This window comes from Collinsella sp. wc0529 (assembly GCF_046116875.1).
Lineage (GTDB): Bacteria > Actinomycetota > Coriobacteriia > Coriobacteriales > Coriobacteriaceae > Collinsella.
On sequence record NZ_JBJXBO010000001.1, the window covers coordinates 319930 to 341087 of the forward strand.

The following is a 21158-nucleotide window of genomic DNA, read 5'->3' on the forward strand; positions in this document are numbered from 1 at the left end:
TATGTTAGGAGCAGGAATGGAACAGAGGGTCCTCGGGGGAAGATACCTCCTCAAGGATAAGGTGGGAACAGGCGGCATGGCGACCGTCTACCGTGCACAGGACCAGGTCCTCGACCGCACGGTAGCCGTCAAGATCATGCTGCCGCAGTATGCTGGCGACGCAACCTTCGCCGCACGCTTTAAGCAGGAGGCCCAGGCAGCAGCCGGTCTCTCCTCCCCCTATATCGTGGGCGTCTACGATTGGGGCAAGGACGGCGACACCTATTACATCGTCATGGAGTACCTGCGCGGCACCGACCTTAAGAGCGGCATCAAGAGCCACGGCGCCCTCGACCCCAAGAAGGTCGCCCAGATCGGCTCGCAGATCAGCTCCGCGCTTTCGGTCGCCCACAAGCACGAGATCATCCACCGCGACATTAAGCCGCAGAACATCATGGTGCTGCCCGACGGCAACATCAAGGTGATGGACTTTGGCATCGCGCGCGCCAAGAACAGCCACCTCACGCAAGACAACAACGTGCTGGGAACCGCCCACTACGTCAGCCCCGAGCAGACCCGTGGTCAGGACCTCGGCCCCACCTCGGATATCTACTCGCTGGGCGTCGTGATGTACGAGTGCGCCACCGGCCGCGTGCCCTTTGACGGTGACGACGCTATCTCGGTCGCACTCAAGCAGGTCAACGAGCTGCCTATTCCGCCGAGCCAGATCAACTCCGGTGTCGACGCCGACCTTGAGCGCATCATCCTCAAGTGCATGGAGAAGGACCCCGCAAACCGCTTCCAGACCGCCGACGAGCTGCGTCAGGTGCTCAACAGCTACCTGTCGGGCCGTGCCGTCAACGTCTCGGAGCCCACGCGCATCATCGGTGCCCCCGGTGAGTTGGGCGCCACCAAGACTCGCGAGCTTTCCGATCAGACGCGCGCCATGGTGCGTCCCGTCTCGGGCGTGAGCGGCCAAAATACCGCCCGCAGCTCGGTTTCGGGCTCCACCGGCTCCTACGAGGTCGAAAAGCCCAAATCCAACAAGAACAAGATCATCGCCGCCGTGGTGGCAGCCGTTGCCGTCATCGGCATCGTGGTGGCCTTTGCCACAGGACTCTTTGGCGGCGAGCAGGTCACCGTGCCCGATGTGCTGGGCAAGGACCAGCAGACTGCCGTCGAGCTGATCAAGGAAGCCGGCCTCGAGGTCGGCACCATCGACCAAAGCTACAACGACGATGTCGACGAGGGCAAGGTCGCCGAGCAGACGCCCAACGGCAACACCAAGAAGACCAAGGGCACCAAGGTGAACCTGGTAATCTCCAAGGGCCCCAAGCCCTCCGAAAAGGTTGAGGTTCCCAAACTTGTCGGCCTGACCAAGGACCAAGCAGAAGCCGCACTGGCAAGCGTTGGCCTGAAGGGCAACGCCTCCGAGGAGGCCAACGAGGCTGATGAGGGCCAGGTCTTTGAGCAGGGCACCGAAGCCGGTAAGGAAGTCGCGAAGGGCACGACCATCTCGTACAAGGTCTCGAGCGGCCCGGATACCACGTCCGTCCCCGACCTGACCGACATGACCGAGGCCCAGGCGCGCAACGCCCTCGATATGGCAGGCTTTGGTGTCGACGTGAGCTACCAGGAGAACGACTCGGTTACCGAGGGCACCGTGATCAGCTGGAACCCCAGCGGCAAGCAGAAGCCCGGCGCCACGATTACCGTCGTCATCGCCAAGAAGTCCGGCAAGGCCACCGTCCCGGGCAACCTGTACGGCAAGAGCATTTCCGCCGCCGTTACCGCGCTCAACAACGCCGGTTTCTATAACATTGGCTTCTGTGACCAGAACGGCAATCCCGTGAGCGGTAACGAGGATGCCACCGTTACGGGCGTCTCCCCCACCGGCAAGCAGTCCACCGACAGCACGATTACGCTGACGGTCGCACTTTCTGGTTCGGACTCGGGCTCGGGCACGAGCACGGGCGACGATTCCGGTACGACCAACTAGTCGCCACCCCACCACTCATCACGGCTTTCGCCGCAAACATATTCGCTCACAGGCGCCCGCTTGCTCCCCCAGCAAGCGGGCGCTTTCTTTATCTGAAGCAGCGAATACTCCGGCATGCCTTAAACCAGAAGAGCCCGGCACCGTAGCGGTACCAGGCTCGATATTCCTCTAGTGCCCCCCGGGCGGATTCGAAAACTTCCCCATTACAGTCTGAAATAGGTCATCGATAAATTTCGATGGCGAGCATTCGGCGCATTGCCTACGATACGGGCAAGCCCCGAGGGGCCGCCGATCGGGCGCCTCCGGATGGCCGTCTGCCCCTGCCCCGTAGAGGGCCCGGGGGGTGTTGCCACCGGGGGCGCTCGCCGCTCCGGACGACTGATAGGAAACTGCCGGGCGCAAGCGCCACGGCCAGGTAATGTGGGTGTCGCGGGGAGGGGTTCCGATCGGCCTACCGATTGGAGGATACCACCGTGGCACCAATTAGAATGTCGGAAGCCGTCATCGGGCTCGATGTCGGGAAATCGTCCCACTGGGCATGCGTCGCGACTCGAGACGGCGAGGTGCTGTTGAGCACCCCCGTCGCGAACAGGGAGGACGACCTGGACTCGCTGTTCGGCCGCTTCCCCGATGCGCTCGTGGTCGTCGACCAGTCGCGCAACATAGGCGCCCTCGCGCTCGCCCGCGCCAGGGCGGCCGGGATGTCGGCGGCGTACCTGCCGGGACTCGCGGCGCACGGGGCCGCCAGGCTCTTCGCCGGCGACGCCAAGACCGACGAGCGAGACGCGATGGTCATCGCGAAGACGGCGCTTGGCATCCCCGACGCGCTCCTGCCGGTCGGAGACCCAGGTCCGACGATTGCGGCGGCGAGGGCGCTGGCCGCCCAGAGGAACTTCCTGACCTGCGAGAACACTAGGAATAAGAACCGGCTGCGCAGCATCCTGCTGGAATCGTGCCCCGCCTTCGAGGCACTGGTCGACCTGTCCGACGGGCCCCAGCTGAGGCTCATGGCATCCCTCGGCGGGGCCTGGTCGGTAGCCGACGCCGGGCCCCGCAGGGCGGCGGCGCTCACGCGTGGGGCGGCGCGCGGTAAGATCGAGGCCCTCGTCCGCTCGACAACCTCCTCGACAAGGCCGGATGCGTCGGTCGTCGCCGCCGAGGACCGGGCGGTGAAACTGCTCGCGCGCAGGATATCCGAGAACTCGGCGGAGATCGAGGCGATCACGGCGGAGATCTCCGCCCTGCTCGAGGGCGACGATACCTACCGATGCCTCCTGACGGTGCCGGGCATCGGGCCCAAAACCGCTTCCGAGCTTGCGATCTCCATCGACATCGAAGACTTCCCCAGTCACGACAGGCTCGCGTCGTACTGCGGCCTGGCGCCGCGCAACCGCCAGTCGGGAACCTCGATCTCCTCGGTGACGGCATCGCGCCAAGGCAACAAGAGGCTGAAGAACCTGCTCATATTCTCATGTAACTGCCTCACCCGGACAGAGGGGAGATGGGGCGACTACTACACCAGGTGCCGAGAGCGGGGCATGTCGCACGGCAAGGCGCTCAAGGCGCTGGCGCGAAAGAGACTGAAGGTCATCTACGCGGTCATGCGAGACAGGGTGCCTTACGCAGCCTAGCCGAAACGCACCGAGCAGACTGAAGCCCACCGGCCTAATGGCTTGGCGTCAGCATGCCGCGATTCGGTCGCACGAAGAGCATTTCCCAGTTGACAAAACTATAGGAACACCCCCCGCGGGGAAATTGGTGACGCGGGTGTCGACGGCTCGAATCCTGCCGGCGGTCCCCACAAACCAGAAACGGCGCCGCTCTCGCGACGCCGTCATAATCTTCTGGTGCCCCCGGGCGGATTCGAACCGTCGACACCCGCTTTAGGAGAGCGGTGCTCTATCCCCTGAGCTACGGAGGCATGTTGTACTAGTGTAGCAGATTTACGCCGTTGTAATACAGCGTATAGCCACTCTTCGAAGTTGCGGTGGAACAGCCCTCCGGAAAGTGTGTCCCACTATCCAGGCAAATTCTGGGTCAAACTTTCCCAATGGGACCTCGCTGGAAACTGTGTCCCAGAATTTCGGCTCGAAACGGGACACAGTTTCCCAAACGACCCCGTTCCGGAAACTACATCCCGGAATCGGCGCTCGAACTGGGATGCACTTTCCCAATCGAGCCCCATGGGAAACTGCGTCCCACTTTGGGGGGCGCTCTTTAATGACTAGTTACCTTTGTGGAAGAGGTTTTTGATAACGGAGGGGATGCTCTTGGCGCCCTTGGCCGTCACATCGATAAAGTCGGGCGAACGCACAAGCTTATCCTCGTCGACGTACTTGCGGACAGCACGAAGCGTCTCTTTGTCGTCGCGCGTCGAAAACGTAAAGTGACCGTTGTCCTTGGTGAAGATGGCAAAACGCGTGATCTTCTTGGTGCCGCGTAAAACCTCGGCGGCAATATAGTCGACCTCGTCCCACGGGATTTGAATATAATCCTCGGGATTGCGCTCGTTGTAATACTCGAACGCCTTATTGCCCACCATCACGTTACCGTGGCTGGTAAGCCCCATCAGGCAGGTTGCCGGCGTTGCCAGATCGACCGTGCTGTTCTGAGATTGCGCCATACGCGCCTCGCCCTCCAATAAAAACAATCGGACCGCATCCAGTGTACCCACCGGGTGCGGTCCGTTTCAATGGCTCAAAAGCCCTTACCTAGCAACTCTCGGTCTTAAGCCGAAACGTGCTTACATGAAGCCGCAGACGCGACCGATGATGCCGATGGCGAAGAGAGCCAGGATGATGACGATCGGGCTGACCTTCTTCTTGAGGAGCTTGCAGACCAGCAGGGTCAGGCACACGGCGGCAAGGCCGGGGATGAGCTGATCGAGGTTGGCCTGAAGCGTGGTGACCTTCACCTGATCAAGGGCGTTAGCACCGATGGAGTTATACATCGTCAGCGCTTCCTTGATACCCTCGGAACCGGAGGGCAGGCTAGCCCAGTCGATAAAGGCGCCAGCAGACTGCGTGACCCTGGAGACGACCGGGGTGAAGGAGATGGACACCCAGCGCTCGACCAGGGCGCCGATGATGAACATACCCAGGATGGAAGCACCCTCGGTGACCTTGCCCATCAGACCGCCGGAGAGGTCCTTGGCGATGGAGGAGCCGACCTTGTAGCCAAACTCCTGCGTGTACCACAGGAAGGCGTAACGGATGATGTTCCACGCGAAGAAGAACAGCAGCGGACCGGCGATGCTGCCGGACAGGGCCAAGGAAGCGCCCAGAGCACCCAGAATCGGGCGAAGGGTGAACCAGAAGGCGGGGTCGCCGACACCGGCGAGCGGGCCCATCATACCGACCTTGACGCCCTGGATGGCGACGTCGTCAATCGGGGCACCGTTGGCGCGCTCCTCCTCGAGAGCGAGGGTAACGCCAATGACGGGGGCGGAAACATAGGGGTGGGTGTTATAGAACTCCAGGTGGCGCTTAAGAGCGGCAATCTGGTCATCCTTGCTGGTGTAGAGCTTCTTGATCGCAGGGATCATTGCGAAGCACCAGCCGCCGTTCTGCATACGCTCGTAGTTCCACGAGCCCTGAAGGAACTGATGACGGAAGCAAACCTTCTTGCGGTCAGCCTTGGTGAGCTGAATCTTGTTCTCTGCCATATGTATCACTCCCCTCCTACTCGTAATCGTTCAGAATGTCGCCGAGCGGGTCGCCGGAGCCACCGCCCATGCCGCCACCCTGCTTGGCCAGATCCTTAAGGCCAAGGTAGATGAGGGCAAGGGAGATGCCGATGAGGCCAAGGGCGATCAGCGTGAGCTGAGGGATGGCAGCAAGGACAAAGCCGAGGATGAAGAACGGCCAGGTCTCCTTGGTGGCCATCATGTTGATGACCATGGCGTAACCGACGGAAGCGACCATGCCGCCGCCGACAGCCATGCCGCCGGACAGCCAGTCGGGCATAGCGTTAAGCGCGTTGGTAACGGCCTCGGCCGGGATGATGCACAGAAGTACTGCCGGGATGGCAATACGAAGGCCCTGCATGAGGATGGCAGCGTACTGCCAGCGCTCGATGCCGGAGAAGTCGCCCTTCTCGGCGCAACCGTCCATGGCGTGAGCGATAGCGGTAGCAATGGTACGGCAGATCATGGTCAGGAACAGACCAGCGACCGACAGCGGGACGGCGACGGCGATGGCCGCGGTAACGGCCTTGGCCGAATCAGTGGCGCCGTCGTTGAGGGCGAGCACCATGATGATCGAAGAAGCGACCGAGGCCAGAGCGGCGTCAGGCGCGACGGCGGCGCCGACGTTAGCCCAGCCAAGGGCCATCATCTGGAGCGAACCGCCCAGGAGGATGCCCTCCTGAAGGTGACCGGTTACGAGACCGATAAGCGTGCATGCCACGAGCGGCTGATGGAACTGGAACTCATCCAGAATGCCTTCCATACCGGCAAGCAACGCGACAATCGCAACAAGCAGAATAGTGATTGCAGACATGTATCGGACCCTCCTTTACTATGCTTGAGCGGCCAGTTCGGCCTTAGCTTTCTTCAACATGGCGTCGAGATCCTCGGAAGCATCCGAAGGAACCTTGCGGACCTCGAACTTGACGCCCTTGGCCTTGAGGGCCTCGAGAGTCTTGACGTCGTCATCGCCCATAGCGACGGCGTTGGTGACGACGACCTTGCCCTTGGAGTGAGCCATGGAACCGATGTTGACTTCCTTGATGTCGACGCCGGCCTCGATGGCCTTGAGCAGATCCTGCGGGTTCTCAAAGAGCAGCATGGCCTTGGTGTCACCAAAGCGCGTGTCCTTGACGACCTCGGCCATCTTCTTGATGGGCACGACGTTGGCATGGACTCCCGGAGGGGCAGCCTGCTCGATCATGGTCTTACGGAGCTCATCGTGAGCAACGCCGTCGGAAACCACGATGATGCGGTTGGGGTTGATCTGCTTGGTCCACGTGGTGGCCACCTGACCATGAAGCAGACGGGTGTCGATACGGACGTGGGCAATCTTGATGTGCCCGTCGCCGATGACCGTTCCCGGAGGGATGGCGCCTGCAGGAGCAGCGGCGGCCGCAGCCGGCTTCTTCTCCTCGGGCTCCAGAGACTCGGGCTTGACGCGCACGCCAGCCTTAGCCTCAGTCACGAGATGTTTTGCGATCGCATGTGCAGTGTTCTTTGCGTCAAAGCGCTGCGAATATGCCTCGATGAGCATAGGCAGGTTGACACCGGTGACGATAGCCCAGGAATCGTGGCCCTCGATGAGCCCGCTGATCTGGTTGAACGGCGTGCCGCCCCACAGATCAACGAGGAAGAGCACCTGCTCCTGGTCTTCGAAGGAAGCGATTGCTTCCTCGACCTTGGCACGGAAGTCGTCGGGGCCCATGCTCGGCTCGAGCGAGACCACGGCAACAGACGGCTGATCGCCAAAGACCATCGAGCCCGTCTGCTTGATTCCAGCTGCCAAGTCCCCGTGGCTAGCAAGAACAATACTTACCATCACATAACCTCCTTTTTGTCTACGTATTTCCTACACGACATGAAAGGAGTATACCTGTTTGGATTGTGGAATTATAGCTAAATCCGCAAAAGGTTGGATTATTTGTTTAAACGTCTAGGTTTGTTACAAGTTGATTACGTTACTGCTTTTTGACTCATTACACGACAAGGCGTCGCTCATCAAGCTATGTATTTTATAGATACAAGCAAGCTGTTCATTAATATCGATATTAAGCAAGTGCGAATGTGCTCGTACTGTCACTATTTTGTTTAAACAGACATGGCTTGACTATTTGCACGACTTATGCTCAACAAAACTACTCAAAAAAGTTGCGGTGAAATAGTTCTTGTTTAAGAGTCAGAAGGCTGGATTTAGGAACTATTTCACCGCAACTTATAGGGAATCCTAGGCGATGTGGAGGGGGTTGGCGGCGTCGACGGCGTCGGGGACGTCGGAAGGGCCGTCGGGGACAGCGTCTGCCGGGTCCTCGTCGGGGGTCTCGATCTGCTTGATCATGACCTCCTGGCCCTGCAGCAGGTATGTCTCGCCGCTACCGCAATGGGGACAGGTCTTGCCGTGCTCGACCGTCGCGTAGTCGCAGCCACACGCCTCGCAATGTGTCACGGCCTCGACGGACTCCACGATAAGCTCCGCGCCCTCGGTGATAGGCTTTTTATCTGCTGCCCAGCGCCAAGCGTCGAGCAGCAAGTCGGGAACGACGCCCGAGACCTCGCCCAGCAGCAACGTCACGCTCGAAACGCGACGCACGCCATGAGCGCGCGCCACATTCTCAACATCACGAATGATGTGATAGACGATTCCGAGCTCGTGCATTTATTTCCTTCCGCCGTTCCCGTTATGACTACTTACTTGCGACCGAACTTAATCTTGATGGCGCGCTTCAAAGCATACTTGCCCAGACTTGGGAGCTTTTGCTCGTATTTGACCATCGTGGAGCACTCGGGGCGGTCGCGATCCAGATGGATGGCGTCAAACGCGCACTTGGTGGTGCACAGGCCACAGCCGATGCACTTGTTGGGGTCGACGATCGAGGCGCCGCAGCCCAGGCAGCGGGCGGTCTCGGCGCGCACCTGCTCCTCGGTAAAGGTCTCAACATACTCGCTAAACGGCGCAGCCTTCTCGCGTTCGCGGTCCACATGCGCAACCTCGCGGCTCGCGTTGTCGTAGCTCTCGAGCACAACGTCGTCGCGGTCGAGCGCGGTGTAGCGGCGCTGATTGCGGCCGATGGTGAGCGTGGAGCCCGGCTGCACAAAGCGATGGATAGACACCGCGGCCTCGTGGCCGGCGGCGATAGCGTCGATGGCAAAGCTGGGGCCGGTGTAGACGTCGCCGCCCACAAAGATGTCTGGCTCGGCGGTCTGGTAGGTCTGGGGATCGGCAAGGGCACCCTGGCCGCGGCCGAGCTCCACCTTGGAGCCAGCCAGCAGGTCGCCCCACACAATGGACTGGCCAATCGACATGACGACACGGTCGGCATCGACACGGCGCAGATCGTTCTCGTCGTACTCGGGCGCAAAACGGCCCTCGTCGTCAAAGACACACGTGCAGCGCTTGAAGGTGATACCGCACACACGACCGGCCTCGTCCAGGTGAATCTCCTTGGGGCCCCAGCCGCAGCTGATGTGAGCGCCGTCCTCAACGGCCTCGCGACGTTCTTCCTCGCTGGCGGGCATCTGGGCCTCGCTCTCCAGGCAGAACATCTCAACGTGCTCGGAACCCAGACGGCAGGCGTTGCGCGCGACATCGATAGCCACGTTGCCGCCGCCCACCACAATGGTGCGGCCGGGCAGCGCGTCGATCTTGCCACTGTTGACCTCGCGCAAAAAGTCGACGGCCACGGTCACGTCCTCGGCATCCTCACCCGGAATACCGGCAAGGCGGCCGCCCTGGCAGCCAATGGCAACGTAGAAGGCCTTAAAGCCCTGCGCGCGCAGCTCGTCGAGCGTCACATCGCGACCGACCTCAACGCCATAGCGGAACTCGGCACCCATCAGGCGAATGATCTCGACCTCGGCCTCGATAACATCCTTCTGCAGCTTAAAGCTGGGAATGCCGTAGGTGAGCATGCCGCCCGGGTGCTCGTTCTTCTCGAATACGACGGGCTTGTAGCCCTTCTCGACCAGATAGAAGGCACAGGACAGGCCGGCCGGACCGGCACCGATAATGGCAATCTTCTGATCGAAGCCGCCGGCACGCGTCGGGGTCACCACAGGTGGGACATAGCGGGTCGCGGCGTCCAGATCGCGCTGGGCGATAAACTTCTTGACCTCGTCGATAGCCACGGCGGCGTCCACACGGCCGCGGGTGCAGGCATTCTCGCAGCGGCGGTTGCACACACGGCCGCAGATAGCGGGCAGCGGGTTCTCGCGCTTGATGAGCGCCAGAGCCTCGTCATAGCGACCCTGAGCCGCGAGCTTCAAATAGCCCTGAACGGCAACGTGCGCGGGGCAGGCCGTCTTGCAGGGAGCGGTGCCGGACTCATGCGTCTCGATACGGTTGTCGTTGCGGTAGTTGGGCGACCACTTGGTGTGATCCCATTTGGTGGCGTCGGGCAGCTCCTGGCGCGGATACTCGGGCACCTGTCCGCCGGCCTTTTTGCTGCAGAGCTTCTGGCCGAGCTTGGCGGCGCCGGCCGGGCACACCTCAACGCAGCGACCGCAGGCAACGCACTTGTCCTTCTCGACCTTGGCGACATAGGCCGAGCGCGACAGGTTGGGCGTGTTGAACAGCTGAGAGGTGCGCAGGGCGTAGCACACGTTGACGTTGCAGTTGCAGATAGCGAAGATCTTGTTCTCGCCGTCAATGTTGGTAATCTGGTGCACAAAGCCGTTGTCCTCGGCCTGGCGCAAGATGTCGTAGACCTCTTCGCGCGTCACATAGTGGCCACGGTCGGTCTCGACCACGTAGTCGGCCATATCGCCCACGGCGATGCACCAATCGGCCGGGTCGTCGGCGCAGCCCTCACCCATCACGCGACGGCTCGCGCGGCAGCTGCAGGTGCTAGCGGCATATTTGCCATCATATTTGTCGAGCCAATGCTCGATATGCTCGATCGGCACCGACGTGCTCGCGGCATCGATAGCCTTCTCGACCGGAATGACATGCATGCCGATGCCGGCACCACCGGGCGGCACCATCGGCGTGGCCTTGGACAGCGGTCCCTTGGACGCCTGCTCAAAGAACTTGGCATAGACCGGGTGCTCCTCGAGCTGGCTCACGCGCATGTTGAGGAACTCGGCGGAACCCGGCACCAGCATGGGCAGCACCCACTGCTTGGCGCGCTCGGGGTTTTCCCAGTTGTACTCGAGCAGACCCGTGTAGCTCATGTCGTCGAGCATCTTCTCGATATCGGCTTCGGGCATGCCGGTGAGCTTGACCATCTCAGGCAGCGTATAGGGACGGCGCATCTTCATCTTGCAGAGCACTTCGGCCTGCTCGTCGGTTGCAGCCTCGGCAAACGACCAGTACTCGTAGCCCAGCAGCTCATCGCGATGCAGCAGACGGTTGGTGCAGTGCTCGCACAGCTTGACGATGGCCTCGCGCGGATGCTCCGGCAGCGGCGGCACAAACTCCGCACCGATATCGGGCTCGGTGTAGCTAATCCCCGGTCCGTTGAGAATCATAGTCGTCCCTTCTCTTGCCGCAGCCTGGCAGGCACGCAGCGCCCCTCTTTTTTGCAGGCCGGGCATGCCCCATGCCGTTCGCCCGCCATTGTTGACATTGTGTCAAAAATAGTATTGACGAACCGTCAACAATATTCAAGACTGTTAGGCGAACGGTCAGGCAAAAGAGGATGAAAGGCGGCAAAAACATGGGCAACAACACAGCAGATACCTCTGTGGTCGATGCCGTCCCCGCATCCGATAGCGCGGCAAAGCGCCTGACGGGCGACGAACGCCGTCGCGAGATCCTCGCCGCCGTGCGCACCGTAAGCTCCGAGCTGGGCGTGTCCCACCTATCGGTATCGGCCGTAACCAAGCGAGCCGGCTGCACGCGTTCATTGTTCTACCACTACTTCGCCGATATGGACGCCGCCGTCACCGCTGTTATGGACGAGGCGATCGACGGCTTTATCTCCGAGCTCGAGCAGTGGAACGCCGACCGCACCGTCGGTGATATCGAGGGCGCGCTCGACACCGTCGCCCCGCTCTTTAAGCGCCTGGTCGCCAGCGGCCACGAGCTGCCGAGCACGCTCACCTCGAGCAGCGGCGCGCTCTACGGCGGCTTTTTGCACAACGTGGTCCAGCGCGTGGCGCAGTATATCTGCGACACCACCGTAGTGGACTTTGTCGCCCATCATGAGCTACGCATCGACCATGTCTACGAGACGTTCTACACCCTCATCATGGGGTTGTTGATGTATATCCGCACGCACCCCGATGTGCCCGACGAAACGGTCAAGGAAATCATCGCCTCGACACTCCACATCGAGGGCTATACCGCCAAGTATCCGGAGCGCAAGCCCCAGAACTGACGACATTTGGCCAAACTGCCCGCGATCAGAAGAGGGGCCGCGGGCGTGTGAAAGGAGAGCAGCATGCTGTTCGATGTTTGGGGTAGCGATACCCTTATCCACTGGGCCGGCTGGGCCATGGTCTTTATTGACCTGATCGTGCTCAACGAAGTCGGCCGCCGCACCAAGCTGGGCGCGGCAATCATCTTTGGCGTGGCTCCGCTGGCCATGACCATCTACTGCGTCGCCATCGCCATCGGCGTCTCACAGGGTGCCGAGTGGGCGCTCACCAACCCCACCCATGTGTACCAGAACAGCTGGTTCCACTACGCCAAGGTATACGCGGCGCTCGCCGGTTGCTGGGGCTTCATTGCCATTAAGTACCAGTGGGGAAAGATCGGCAAGGCGCATTGGTTCCGCGCGTGGCCGTTTGTGATCGTCGCCATCAACATCATGATCGCCGTCGTGTCCGACTTCGAGAGCGCCTATCACTTCTTTGTCCTGGGCCAGTCCACTTGGGTCACCTCCGAGGGCGCCACGCAGCTGGCCGGCTGGAACAACGTGTTCAACGGCATCGCCGGTATCATCAACATCTTCTGCATGACCGGTTGGTGGAGCGTCTACGCCTCCGAGGATCAGACCGACATGCTGTGGCCCGATATGACCTGGGTCTACATCATCGCCTACGATATCTGGAACTTCTGCTACACCTACAACTGCCTGCCCACCCACTCCTGGTTCTGCGGCTTTGCGCTGCTGCTGGCGCCCACCGTCGCCGCCTTTATCTGGAACAAGGGCGGCTGGATCCAGAACCGCGCCTTTACGCTTGCTATTTGGTGCATGTTTGCCCAGGTGTTCCCGTACTTCCAGGAGGAGTCCATCTTTGTGACCCACTCCACGCTCGACCCCGGCGCCGCTACCGCGATCTCGATCGCCGCACTGGTCGCCAACGTCGCCGCGATCATCTACATCGCCTACCGCGCCAAGAAGCTCGGCCGCAATCCCTACAAGCAGGATGTCTTTGAGGGCACCAGCGATTGGGAGAAGGCTACCGCTCGCCGCGCCAAGGTTGATTACGCACACGCCGAGTAACGCGCCTGGCGCAGACATCGCTTGAGCGCGAAGCAGCATAGCCGGCTCCGCGCAACTCAACGCATTGCAGAGCCCCCGGAATGTGATTCGTTCGCGTTCCGGGGGCCTTTTGCTGCCGCGAGGATGCGGCCGAACGATGCGCTCGAGTTAAATCGGATCTTATATTTCGCACGCGCTTTATATGGCTCCATTTTTGGGTACAGTGTTGTCCCGATATTGAGCTTGGGGGATATATGAAAGATGAGACGATGGGCCAAGAGGATGCGGCCCAAGATGCAGAAGCTTGCGCTGAGGCCTTGGAGAGCTTAGACCGGATTTCACTCGATGAGATTGCGTTTGACGATTCGGGCGTTGATGTGCAGGATGAGTCGGAAGCCGAGGCACAGTCCGATGATCAGGACGCAGACGACGTTGAGCCTGCCGAGGATGAGGCAAATCACGAAGACACCGAAAGCGAGACCGGCAACCAACCCGAATCCGACATGGGCGAGGAAACCGTCTTGCTCGACAGCTTACCGGCCGAGGATTCGCTGACTCGCGAGCTTCCTGGCCTGGGTTCCGCACCAGCCGTGGATGAGACCATCGCCATGGGCGATATTCCCCTGCCGTCCGTTCCCTCGGCACACGAAGCCGAGGTCCGCCATCGCAAGATGTCTCCCAAGCGCCGCAATCTGATGGTCGCCGGCATCGTGGCCGTCGCGCTCGTCGCCGGCGGTGCAGGCTATGCTGCCTGGAACGGATATCAGCAAGAGCAGGCTGCCGCTGTCGCCGCCAATGCCCACACGATGATGTCAGTGCAGATTGGCGTGCATGCCGCGGGCCTCGACTGTTCCACCGGCTCCAAGATTCCCGTACAGGTGAGCGGTCAGGACGCTGATGGCTCCTCCGTGAGCGAAACGCTCTATGTTGACGAGCACGGCCGCGGCATCAAACTGCTGCCCGGCGATTACACGCTCTCCATCGCTGCCTCCCCCATCGCGGCCGACGGCACCATCTATACCGTCCCGACCACCAAGACGCAGGTCACCGTTAAGAGCGATGGACAGGATTTAAGTGCCCAGGCCACCTTTAAGCTCAAAGTGCCTTCGGCCGACACGGTGACTGACGACCAGATCGATGCCGCCGCCAAGTATGCCGAGGAGGGCGGTGCGAGCTCCGCCGCGGCTGCCAAAGTGCTCCAGCAGGCAGCAACCGCGCGGCGCGACGCCGCCGTCAATGCCGTGAGCGCGCAAAAGGCACAGGCGTCCCGTGATGCTGACGCTCGCCACAAGGCAACCGACCTCTACCAGCTCGATATTCCCGTCGAGTGGTACGGCAAGGTCGCAACTTGGCAAAACGGAAGCACGCTATGCATCTATCTGGGCGACGACGCCAATACGCCGCTCGTGACGCTCGTCGCGGTGCGCGAGGGCGAGAGCTTTACGCCCGATGAAGGCGATACGGTTTTGGGCGCGGCCAATCTAGGCAACGGTTATACCGTCTACGCCAGCGGCCCCGTCTATCCGTACGTGGTGCCCCAGACCATCAACGGACGGACGCAGAACCCCGTGTCAACCTACCCCATGGACACAGCCATTGAGCTTGTCGAGCTTACGACCGGCAACCGCTATACGTATAGCCAGATCAAGAACGACCTGGTGGGTAAAGACGGCAAGGCCGATGGTGCCACTAAGCTCGAAACCGACTACCTCGCGCAGATCCTGCTGCCGAGTATCAAAGCCCAGGACTAGCCGGCCCGAAGACAGCCGCCCAACGCAGTTGCGGTGAAATAGGGATTGTTTTTGCTGGTCAAACCGCAAAACAGTCCCTATTTCACCGCAACTTATTGGTGGCACTTAGCGCCACGGATCGGCTTCGAACATCGGCTCGCGCTCGGGGCGTCGGTCGCTGTAGGGGTCGTAACCGTCATCGTCCTCGTTCTCGGCACGGATATAGGGGTCGCGCGGCTTGGGCGCCGGTTTGGGAGAAGCCTTCGGTGCGACCGGCGCGGCGGGCGCTGCCTCAGCCGCCGGTGCGTGCGTCTTGATCTCGTCTTTCATCTGCATAGCTCCTTGCATCGCATCCGTTCAACATCATCTATTGTCGCACGAAAAAGGGCGGCGGACCCAATTGGATCCGCCGCCCTTGGCGTTTAGAGACGACTGGCAGATTTTAAGGCATGTCCCAAAAATCTACTCGGCGTCGGGGACCTCGTAGGTGGCCGCCGGCGTGTTGTCGCACACGACGGTAAAGCCGCCGTCCTTGTCGACATCGACCGTCACCTGATCGCCCTCGCGCACCGTGCCGTCGATGATAGCGGCAGCAATGGCATCCACGACCTCGCGCTGGACCAGGCGCTTGAGCGGACGGGCGCCGAACACGGGGTCCAGGCCGCCCACGGCGAGCATCTGCTTGGCCGCCGGGGTGATGGCAAGCGTCATGCGCTCCTTGGCCAGACGCGCGCGGACGTCGGCGAGCTGGATGTCGACGATCTTCTCGATCTGCGCCATGCCGAGCGGATGGAACACCACGATATCGTCGATACGGTTGAGGAACTCGGGGCGGAAGGTCTGAGCCATGGCCGCGTCGACCTGATGGCGCATCTCCTCCTCGTCCTTGCCCGAAAGCTCGGCGATAGCCTTGGAGCCCACGTTAGACGTCATGATGATAATCGTGTTCTTGAAGGACACCTGGCGACCCTGACCGTCGGTCAGACGGCCGTCGTCAAGCACCTGCAACAGCACGTTGAAGACATCTGGATGGGCCTTCTCCATCTCGTCGAGCAAGATCACGGAGTAGGGGCGACGGCGCACGGCCTCGGTGAGCTGGCCGCCCTCGTCGTAACCCACGTATCCCGGGGGCGCACCGATCAGACGCTGGACGCTGAACTTCTCCATGTACTCGGACATGTCGATACGCACGAGCGCGCGCTCGTCGTCGAACAGGCACTCGGCAAGCGCCTTGGCGAGCTCGGTCTTGCCCACGCCGGTGGGGCCCAGGAAGAAGAAGCTGCCGATGGGCTTGTCCGGATCGGAGAGACCCGCACGGCTGCGGCGCACGGCCGCGGCGACGGCGGAGACGGCCTCGTCCTGGCCGATGACGCGCTTATGCAGCTCACCCTCCAAGCCCTTCAGCTTGTCGAGCTCGCCCTGCATCATCTTGGACACGGGCACGCCGGTCCAGGCACTCACGACCTCGGCGATCTCATCGGAGGTCACCTGTTCGTTGAGGCCCTCGCCGTCCTGCTGCTTTTGCGCCTCGAGCGCAGCCTCGGAATCCTGAATCTGCTGTTGCAGGCCCGGAATCACGGAGTAGCGCAGCTCGGACGCACGGCCCAGATCACCATTGCGCGTCGCGCGCTCCTCTTCGCTCCTGGCCTCGTCGAGCTGTCCCTTGAGCTCTTGCACGTGGTCGATGGCGTTCTTCTGGTTGAGCCAGCCAGCCTTTTGCACGTTGAGTTTTTCCTGGACCTCGGCGATCTCCTGACGCAGGGCCTCCAGACGCTCCTTGGAGGCGTCGTCGGTCTCCTTCATGAGCGCCTGCTCCTCAATCTGCAGCTGGGTGAGCTGACGCGTGGTGGCGTCAATCTCGACCGGCATGCTGTCGAGCTCCATGCGCAGGCGGCTTGCCGCCTCATCGACCAGGTCGATGGCCTTGTCGGGCAGGAAGCGGTCGGCGATATAGCGATCGGAGAGGTCGGCGGCGGCCACGAGCGCGCTATCGGTGATGTGCACGCCGTGGAAGATCTCGTACTTCTCCTTGAGGCCACGCAGAATCGAGATGGTGTCCTCGACGGTAGGCTCGCTCACCATAACGGTCTGGAAACGACGGGCGAGCGCCGCGTCCTTCTCGATGTACTTGCGGTATTCGTCGAGCGTGGTCGCGCCGATCGCATGCAGGTCGCCACGGGCGAGCGCCGGCTTGAGGATGTTGCCTGCGTCCATGGAGCCCTCGGTGGCACCCGCGCCCACAATGGTGTGAAGCTCATCGATGAACAGGATGACCTTACCTTCGGATTTTTGCACTTCTTTGAGCACGGCCTTTAAGCGGTCCTCGAACTCACCACGGTACTTGGCGCCGGCGACCAACGCGCTCATGTCGAGCTCGATGAGGTCGCGGTCGCGCAGGGTGCTCGGCACATCGCCGGCCACGATACGCTGGGCGATGCCCTCGACGATAGCCGTTTTACCGACGCCCGGCTCACCGATGAGCACGGGGTTGTTCTTGGTGCGGCGGGACAGAACCTGAATGGTACGGCGGATCTCGTCGGTACGGCCGATGACCGGGTCGAGCTTACCGGCGCGGGCAAGATCGCAGATGTTGCGACCGTACTGCTCCAACGCCTCAAACTGGGTCTTGTCCTCGGCAGACGTCACGCGGTCATCGCCACGCAGCTCCTCGTAGACCTGCTCGATGCGCTCCTTGGTCACGCCAGCGTCACGCAGTACACGACCAGCCTCGCCCTTGTCCTCGGCAAGCGCCATCAGCAGATGCTCGGTCACCACAAAGCTGTCGCCCATCTTGGTGGCCTTCTTCTCGGCCTTTTCGATGACGCGGACGAGCTCGTTGGACAGGCCCATCTGCTGACCCTCGCCCGAAACCTTGGGCGCGCGGTCGACGGCATCCTGCGTGGAGCGTGCGAGCTGGGCCGGATCAGCGCCGATGCGCTCGATGATCACGGAGATATTGCGCTCGCCGGCACCGAGCAGGGCAGACAGCAGGTGAATCGGCTCCACCGCGCCGGCCTGCGCATCGGCAGCCGTGCTCATGGCGGTCTGCAACGCCTCGCGCGACGTCATTGCTAGCTTATCGATTCTCATGGAATCACCTCTCTTGGGGCGGCCGCCCTACGGGGCGGCTTCACGTTGTTCGAGAAGTATTGTTGCCAGCTTTGTGCGATCTTATACATAAATCTAAGTCTCTATATATAAGATTTTATGAGTGTTCCCACGACATGCAAACCACCACAAAGGGGACAGACACCTTTGTGGTGGTCGCGGTCTCTACTCCTTCGCCGGACCCGTACTTCCCGATTCGACGGTCCAGGGCATCTCATCCTCGAACAGCCATGTACGGGCAGACCCACTATCGCGTGCAGCCTGCGGGTCAGGCAAGCAGGTCTGTTTATAGGCATCTTGGATACACTGGCCCATAAAATCGTTGAGCTCGGTCTGGTCGCCCTCCATGACATAGGCGACATCGCCGTCCATGATGTAGATGCCCGGACCCTCATTGTCCTCGTAGCCCGGATCGTACGAGACATCACATAACTTTGCGCCGTTTGCAGTGTCCAGCTCGATGGAAGAGTGGCATCCGCCAACCATGTCGTTCGCTTTTGCCCGATAGGACGCATATCCATACCAGCGCTTAAAGATTTTGCCCTTGAGCAGCTCGGACGCCCTGTCGATCAGACCAGAATCCGTGGTATAGCGCATAGCCCCAAGCTGAATGCGTGGATAATTACTAATGCCCAGCGCAGCCGGTTGCTCATCAAAATCAACGGTAATGGTCTCAGGCTTGTCGTCGCCGGTCAGAAGTTCGACAGATTGAGTCACAGGCTTGACCACCGGCTCCGTCACCGCAGCAGGTAGAAATGCCATACCGACAGCGCCCGCGCCAACCACAGCGATCGCAAGCGCCAAGACAATCAATCCAATACGGGCAGGACTTCTCACAGCAAAGCACCTCACAATGCAAACCCGCGCCATTTGTCCTAATGATACCGCCGGCTAACACTATCACCAAAGAAGCCGCGCGCTCCCCACCACCACAAAGGGGACAGGCACCTTTGTGGTGGTTTTCGACGCTAACGGTCGACCATCTCACGCCATGAGATTAAACTTGAATTGTTCTCTGAACATATCCATTTCTGCCTATCCTCAACAGCTCTTTGTCTCGAGGAGCGCATATGAAGCCGTCTCATTCCACCGGTCGCAACGTCATCGCCATTCTCGCCATACCCATCGTGATGCTCTTCCTTATCGTCATCACGCCCTTTTCTTTTGGTATCGCCTCGCCCTTCGATCTTTGCGGGATGATCGACGCCGGCCCGCGTGCCACCTCGCTCTCCTTTGTCTGCCGTGGCGTGTTCTACGAATATGCAATTCCCACCGGAAGTTGGCAGTCCAAGTTACCGTTGCTCGGCAAGGTCGACGGATGCTCTCCTTATTTCTGCCTCGAACCTCAGACAATGAATTATCTGATCGACGACCAGCCCCTTGACTCCATCACCCTCGCCTACGACTACGCACCAAACACCGATGAGCGCCACATGAACCAAGTCCTCGACAAGCTGCTTGGACAGTGCGGGCTCACCGCGGAAGCCGGTCGAACCATCTATAGCAACCAGAAATTAAAGCGAACAGAACTCCGCCGTGTCGGAAAAATCAAAGGGCGAAACGGGGCCGCCTACTGGGATGCCTGGGCAACACGCGACAAGGGCGAATTCGGACACAGCACCTATATGGTCACTGTCTACACCAAAGACGGAATTAAGGACAATGTTGACGATTTCGCGTCATCCAAACTCGGCATCCCCAAAACAACCAAACCCGCCAGCCCAGATGAAATTCTGTAGAGGTGCCCATTAACATGCCGCTCAACGATCACAACAACATCGAGCTCGTCCCCACCGCCACAAAGGTGCCTGTCCCCTTTGTGGCGGTTTTCGACAAAAAGAAGCCGCCCCGATAACAGAGGCGGCATCAAGCAAGCCTATTTATTAGCGTCCCTCAAGACCCAACGAAAACGCAGCGATGGAATCGAGAACCGACAATAGCCCGTTCGCACAGATAGAGGCGGAGATTCAAGGTCAGAGTCCGGCTTAAACGGCTTAGCTATCGCACGTCACAACGTTCTCGTCGTCCTCCCTATCGTATTTATAGTGCTTACTGTGAAAATAGTGAGTTTAGTGAGAATAGTATCGCTCAAGACTCGTGAACTGAATTATTGACCTCTCGCCCAGAATGAGTGGGGCAAATATTCCTATTAGAGGTCAAATCGAAGCCCAATAGGGCCTTTTCGCCCCGTCATTTCGACCGATCGCTTTCTTTTGAATATTGTCGTAAGCTGGTATCACTTATCTTAATGAATGCATACTGTTTGCGAGGTACCCGCCGTGAAACGCTCCACCTATATCGGCCTGCTCGTCTTAGCGTTTGCGATTACCGCAGTCGGCGTAGGAATTATCTATCTCGCATTTCTCCCTGCCTCGGCAACGCAGGCGGCGGTTGAAACCGTAAGCTACCCCATCGAAATCCTCACCGATATCGTCAAACCCGATTCGATCACCGTCGATTTCGACGGTACGCCCGCAGCGCTTGGGGTCAGTAACTATCCCCGAATCGAACTTGGAGCCACGCGCTATACCCAAGATGAGCAGCTTATCGGTAAGGCAACCAGTTTACTCAAAGGCAAGACGTTTAAGCGGTGGTACGGCGCCGCAACATATCGAGCCAAGAACGGCCAAATGGTTGGCGGGTATCATTCGACCCTTGAGCTCGATGCGGCAAACGGGAGCAAATTGTGCAACGTCTCATACGACCCCGGCTGCGTGGACAATGAAGGACCGGGGGTCTATATCTCGGATGGCGACGTAATCTACGTCATGGAGGGCGACCAGACGGCAGTCGTCGATTTTATGGATCGGTGTACCGAGGATGCCTACGAACAAACCTGCGAGCCCGATCCGCAGACAGCGCGCAACAGTGGCTCGGCACGCACTTGGCTATTTGACGATGAAATAACCTGGACCCCATCGAAATAAGGACCCGCCGGGCAGGCACCTTTGTGGTGGTTTCGGCTCCGATGTTCCACTGTCTCGATCTGTAACATCTAGCGGCCCTTTTCGATCCTAGATGTTACAGATTGAGATGAAATGATCGGCGGCGATCGTTTGTCTCAATCTGTAACAACCGCTCGTCAAATAGGGGCCCAGATGTTACAGGTCGAGACAAACGGAACCACCGCAAAGGCGCCTACCCCTTCATGGTGGTTTTCGACAAAAGAAGCCGCCCCGATAACAGAGGCGGCATCAAGCAAGTCTATTTATTAGCGTCCCTCAAGACCCAACGAGAACGCAGAAATGTAGCCCGGGGCTTACCCTTTCCCGAACGCGACCCTCGCGAAG

The 21158-nt window shown here is 60.2% G+C and carries 16 protein-coding genes and 1 tRNA gene; 7 read left to right on the plus strand and 10 right to left on the minus strand.

Annotated elements, in window-relative coordinates; all coding sequences use genetic code 11:
- Window positions 1-16 precede the first annotated feature (16 nt).
- Together pknB and ACKUTP_RS01340 are read left to right on the plus strand one after the other, a co-directional pair.
- On the plus strand, window positions 17-1978 hold the full coding sequence (pknB, locus tag ACKUTP_RS01335) for a Stk1 family PASTA domain-containing Ser/Thr kinase (RefSeq protein ID WP_409063375.1): 1962 nt from the start codon (window positions 17-19) through the stop codon (window positions 1976-1978).
- A 473-nt stretch (window positions 1979-2451) separates the two neighbouring features.
- A complete protein-coding gene (locus ACKUTP_RS01340; protein WP_409063376.1) occupies window positions 2452-3609 on the plus strand; it encodes an IS110 family transposase in 1158 nt (385 codons plus the stop codon).
- A 214-nt stretch (window positions 3610-3823) separates the two neighbouring features.
- On the opposite strand, the gene ACKUTP_RS01345 is transcribed toward ACKUTP_RS01340, so the two are convergent.
- The 7 genes from ACKUTP_RS01345 to ACKUTP_RS01375 form a co-directional block, all read right to left on the minus strand.
- Window positions 3824-3899: transfer RNA gene (locus ACKUTP_RS01345), tRNA-Arg, on the minus strand.
- 303 nt (window positions 3900-4202) lie between these two features.
- A complete protein-coding gene (locus ACKUTP_RS01350; RefSeq protein WP_006235193.1) occupies window positions 4203-4601 on the minus strand; it encodes a DUF956 family protein in 399 nt (132 codons plus the stop codon).
- A gap of 120 nt (window positions 4602-4721) precedes the next feature.
- On the minus strand, window positions 4722-5642 hold the full coding sequence (locus ACKUTP_RS01355) for a PTS system mannose/fructose/sorbose family transporter subunit IID (RefSeq protein ID WP_409063377.1): 921 nt from the start codon (window positions 5640-5642) through the stop codon (window positions 4722-4724).
- A 16-nt stretch (window positions 5643-5658) separates the two neighbouring features.
- A complete protein-coding gene (locus ACKUTP_RS01360) occupies window positions 5659-6477 on the minus strand; it encodes a PTS mannose/fructose/sorbose transporter subunit IIC (protein ID WP_409063378.1) in 819 nt (272 codons plus the stop codon).
- A gap of 18 nt (window positions 6478-6495) precedes the next feature.
- Window positions 6496-7485, minus strand: a complete 990-nt coding sequence (locus tag ACKUTP_RS01365; RefSeq protein ID WP_055250789.1) for a PTS sugar transporter subunit IIB — start codon at window positions 7483-7485, stop codon at window positions 6496-6498.
- A gap of 405 nt (window positions 7486-7890) precedes the next feature.
- Window positions 7891-8319 carry a hydrogenase maturation nickel metallochaperone HypA gene (locus ACKUTP_RS01370; protein ID WP_409063379.1) on the minus strand — a complete coding sequence of 143 codons (429 nt, stop codon included), beginning with the start codon at window positions 8317-8319 and terminating at the stop codon, window positions 7891-7893.
- Window positions 8320-8351: 32 nt separating this feature from the next.
- Complete coding sequence (locus tag ACKUTP_RS01375; protein ID WP_409063380.1) at window positions 8352-11129, minus strand: FAD-dependent oxidoreductase; 2778 nt, start codon at window positions 11127-11129, stop codon at window positions 8352-8354.
- Between the two features lie 188 nt (window positions 11130-11317).
- Here ACKUTP_RS01375 and ACKUTP_RS01380 point away from each other — a divergent pair, with 188 nt between their 5' ends.
- The 3 genes from ACKUTP_RS01380 (at window position 11318) to ACKUTP_RS01390 (ending at window position 14781) form a co-directional block, all read left to right on the plus strand.
- Complete coding sequence (locus tag ACKUTP_RS01380) at window positions 11318-11980, plus strand: TetR/AcrR family transcriptional regulator (protein WP_409063381.1); 663 nt, start codon at window positions 11318-11320, stop codon at window positions 11978-11980.
- A 63-nt stretch (window positions 11981-12043) separates the two neighbouring features.
- Window positions 12044-13051 carry a DUF5692 family protein gene (locus ACKUTP_RS01385; RefSeq protein WP_409063382.1) on the plus strand — a complete coding sequence of 336 codons (1008 nt, stop codon included), beginning with the start codon at window positions 12044-12046 and terminating at the stop codon, window positions 13049-13051.
- A gap of 233 nt (window positions 13052-13284) precedes the next feature.
- Window positions 13285-14781: a hypothetical protein gene (locus ACKUTP_RS01390; RefSeq protein ID WP_409063383.1), complete on the plus strand. Its 1497-nt coding sequence runs from the start codon at window positions 13285-13287 to the stop codon at window positions 14779-14781.
- Window positions 14782-14886: 105 nt separating this feature from the next.
- Here the strand turns inward: ACKUTP_RS01390 and ACKUTP_RS01395 are convergent, their stop codons facing one another.
- From ACKUTP_RS01395 to ACKUTP_RS01405, 3 genes are all read right to left on the minus strand, one after another.
- The gene (locus ACKUTP_RS01395) at window positions 14887-15090 is read right to left on the minus strand and encodes a hypothetical protein (RefSeq protein ID WP_346981622.1); all 204 of its coding nucleotides are present in this window, start codon (window positions 15088-15090) and stop codon (window positions 14887-14889) included.
- 132 nt (window positions 15091-15222) lie between these two features.
- Window positions 15223-17850, minus strand: coding sequence for an ATP-dependent chaperone ClpB (gene clpB, locus ACKUTP_RS01400; RefSeq protein WP_409063384.1), 2628 nt, complete (start codon window positions 17848-17850; stop codon window positions 15223-15225).
- A 183-nt stretch (window positions 17851-18033) separates the two neighbouring features.
- Window positions 18034-18705, minus strand: coding sequence for a hypothetical protein (locus ACKUTP_RS01405; RefSeq protein ID WP_147333364.1), 672 nt, complete (start codon window positions 18703-18705; stop codon window positions 18034-18036).
- A gap of 233 nt (window positions 18706-18938) precedes the next feature.
- Between ACKUTP_RS01405 and ACKUTP_RS01410 the strand changes: the two genes are divergently transcribed.
- Both ACKUTP_RS01410 and ACKUTP_RS01415 read left to right on the plus strand, forming a co-directional pair.
- Window positions 18939-19607: a hypothetical protein gene (locus ACKUTP_RS01410; RefSeq protein WP_409063385.1), complete on the plus strand. Its 669-nt coding sequence runs from the start codon at window positions 18939-18941 to the stop codon at window positions 19605-19607.
- 540 nt (window positions 19608-20147) lie between these two features.
- Window positions 20148-20795 (plus strand): hypothetical protein, encoded by a 648-nt coding sequence (locus ACKUTP_RS01415; protein WP_117770267.1) that lies wholly within the window; start codon window positions 20148-20150, stop codon window positions 20793-20795.
- The last annotated feature ends 363 nt before the right edge of the window (window positions 20796-21158 follow it).

What these genes read in the sequence shown, in the direction of transcription:
- pknB (WP_409063375.1), top strand. Translation starts at nt 17, where the DNA reads ATGGAACAGAGGGTCCTCGGGGGAAGATACCTCCTCAAGGATAAGGTG.
- ACKUTP_RS01350 (WP_006235193.1), bottom strand. Translation starts at nt 4,601, where the DNA reads ATGGCGCAATCTCAGAACAGCACGGTCGATCTGGCAACGCCGGCAACC.
- ACKUTP_RS01355 (WP_409063377.1), bottom strand. Translation starts at nt 5,642, where the DNA reads ATGGCAGAGAACAAGATTCAGCTCACCAAGGCTGACCGCAAGAAGGTT.
- ACKUTP_RS01360 (WP_409063378.1), bottom strand. Translation starts at nt 6,477, where the DNA reads ATGTCTGCAATCACTATTCTGCTTGTTGCGATTGTCGCGTTGCTTGCC.
- ACKUTP_RS01365 (WP_055250789.1), bottom strand. Translation starts at nt 7,485, where the DNA reads ATGGTAAGTATTGTTCTTGCTAGCCACGGGGACTTGGCAGCTGGAATC.
- ACKUTP_RS01370 (WP_409063379.1), bottom strand. Translation starts at nt 8,319, where the DNA reads ATGCACGAGCTCGGAATCGTCTATCACATCATTCGTGATGTTGAGAAT.
- ACKUTP_RS01375 (WP_409063380.1), bottom strand. Translation starts at nt 11,129, where the DNA reads ATGATTCTCAACGGACCGGGGATTAGCTACACCGAGCCCGATATCGGT.
- ACKUTP_RS01380 (WP_409063381.1), top strand. Translation starts at nt 11,318, where the DNA reads ATGGGCAACAACACAGCAGATACCTCTGTGGTCGATGCCGTCCCCGCA.
- ACKUTP_RS01385 (WP_409063382.1), top strand. Translation starts at nt 12,044, where the DNA reads ATGCTGTTCGATGTTTGGGGTAGCGATACCCTTATCCACTGGGCCGGC.
- ACKUTP_RS01390 (WP_409063383.1), top strand. Translation starts at nt 13,285, where the DNA reads ATGAAAGATGAGACGATGGGCCAAGAGGATGCGGCCCAAGATGCAGAA.
- ACKUTP_RS01395 (WP_346981622.1), bottom strand. Translation starts at nt 15,090, where the DNA reads ATGAAAGACGAGATCAAGACGCACGCACCGGCGGCTGAGGCAGCGCCC.
- clpB (WP_409063384.1), bottom strand. Translation starts at nt 17,850, where the DNA reads ATGAGAATCGATAAGCTAGCAATGACGTCGCGCGAGGCGTTGCAGACC.
- ACKUTP_RS01410 (WP_409063385.1), top strand. Translation starts at nt 18,939, where the DNA reads ATGAAGCCGTCTCATTCCACCGGTCGCAACGTCATCGCCATTCTCGCC.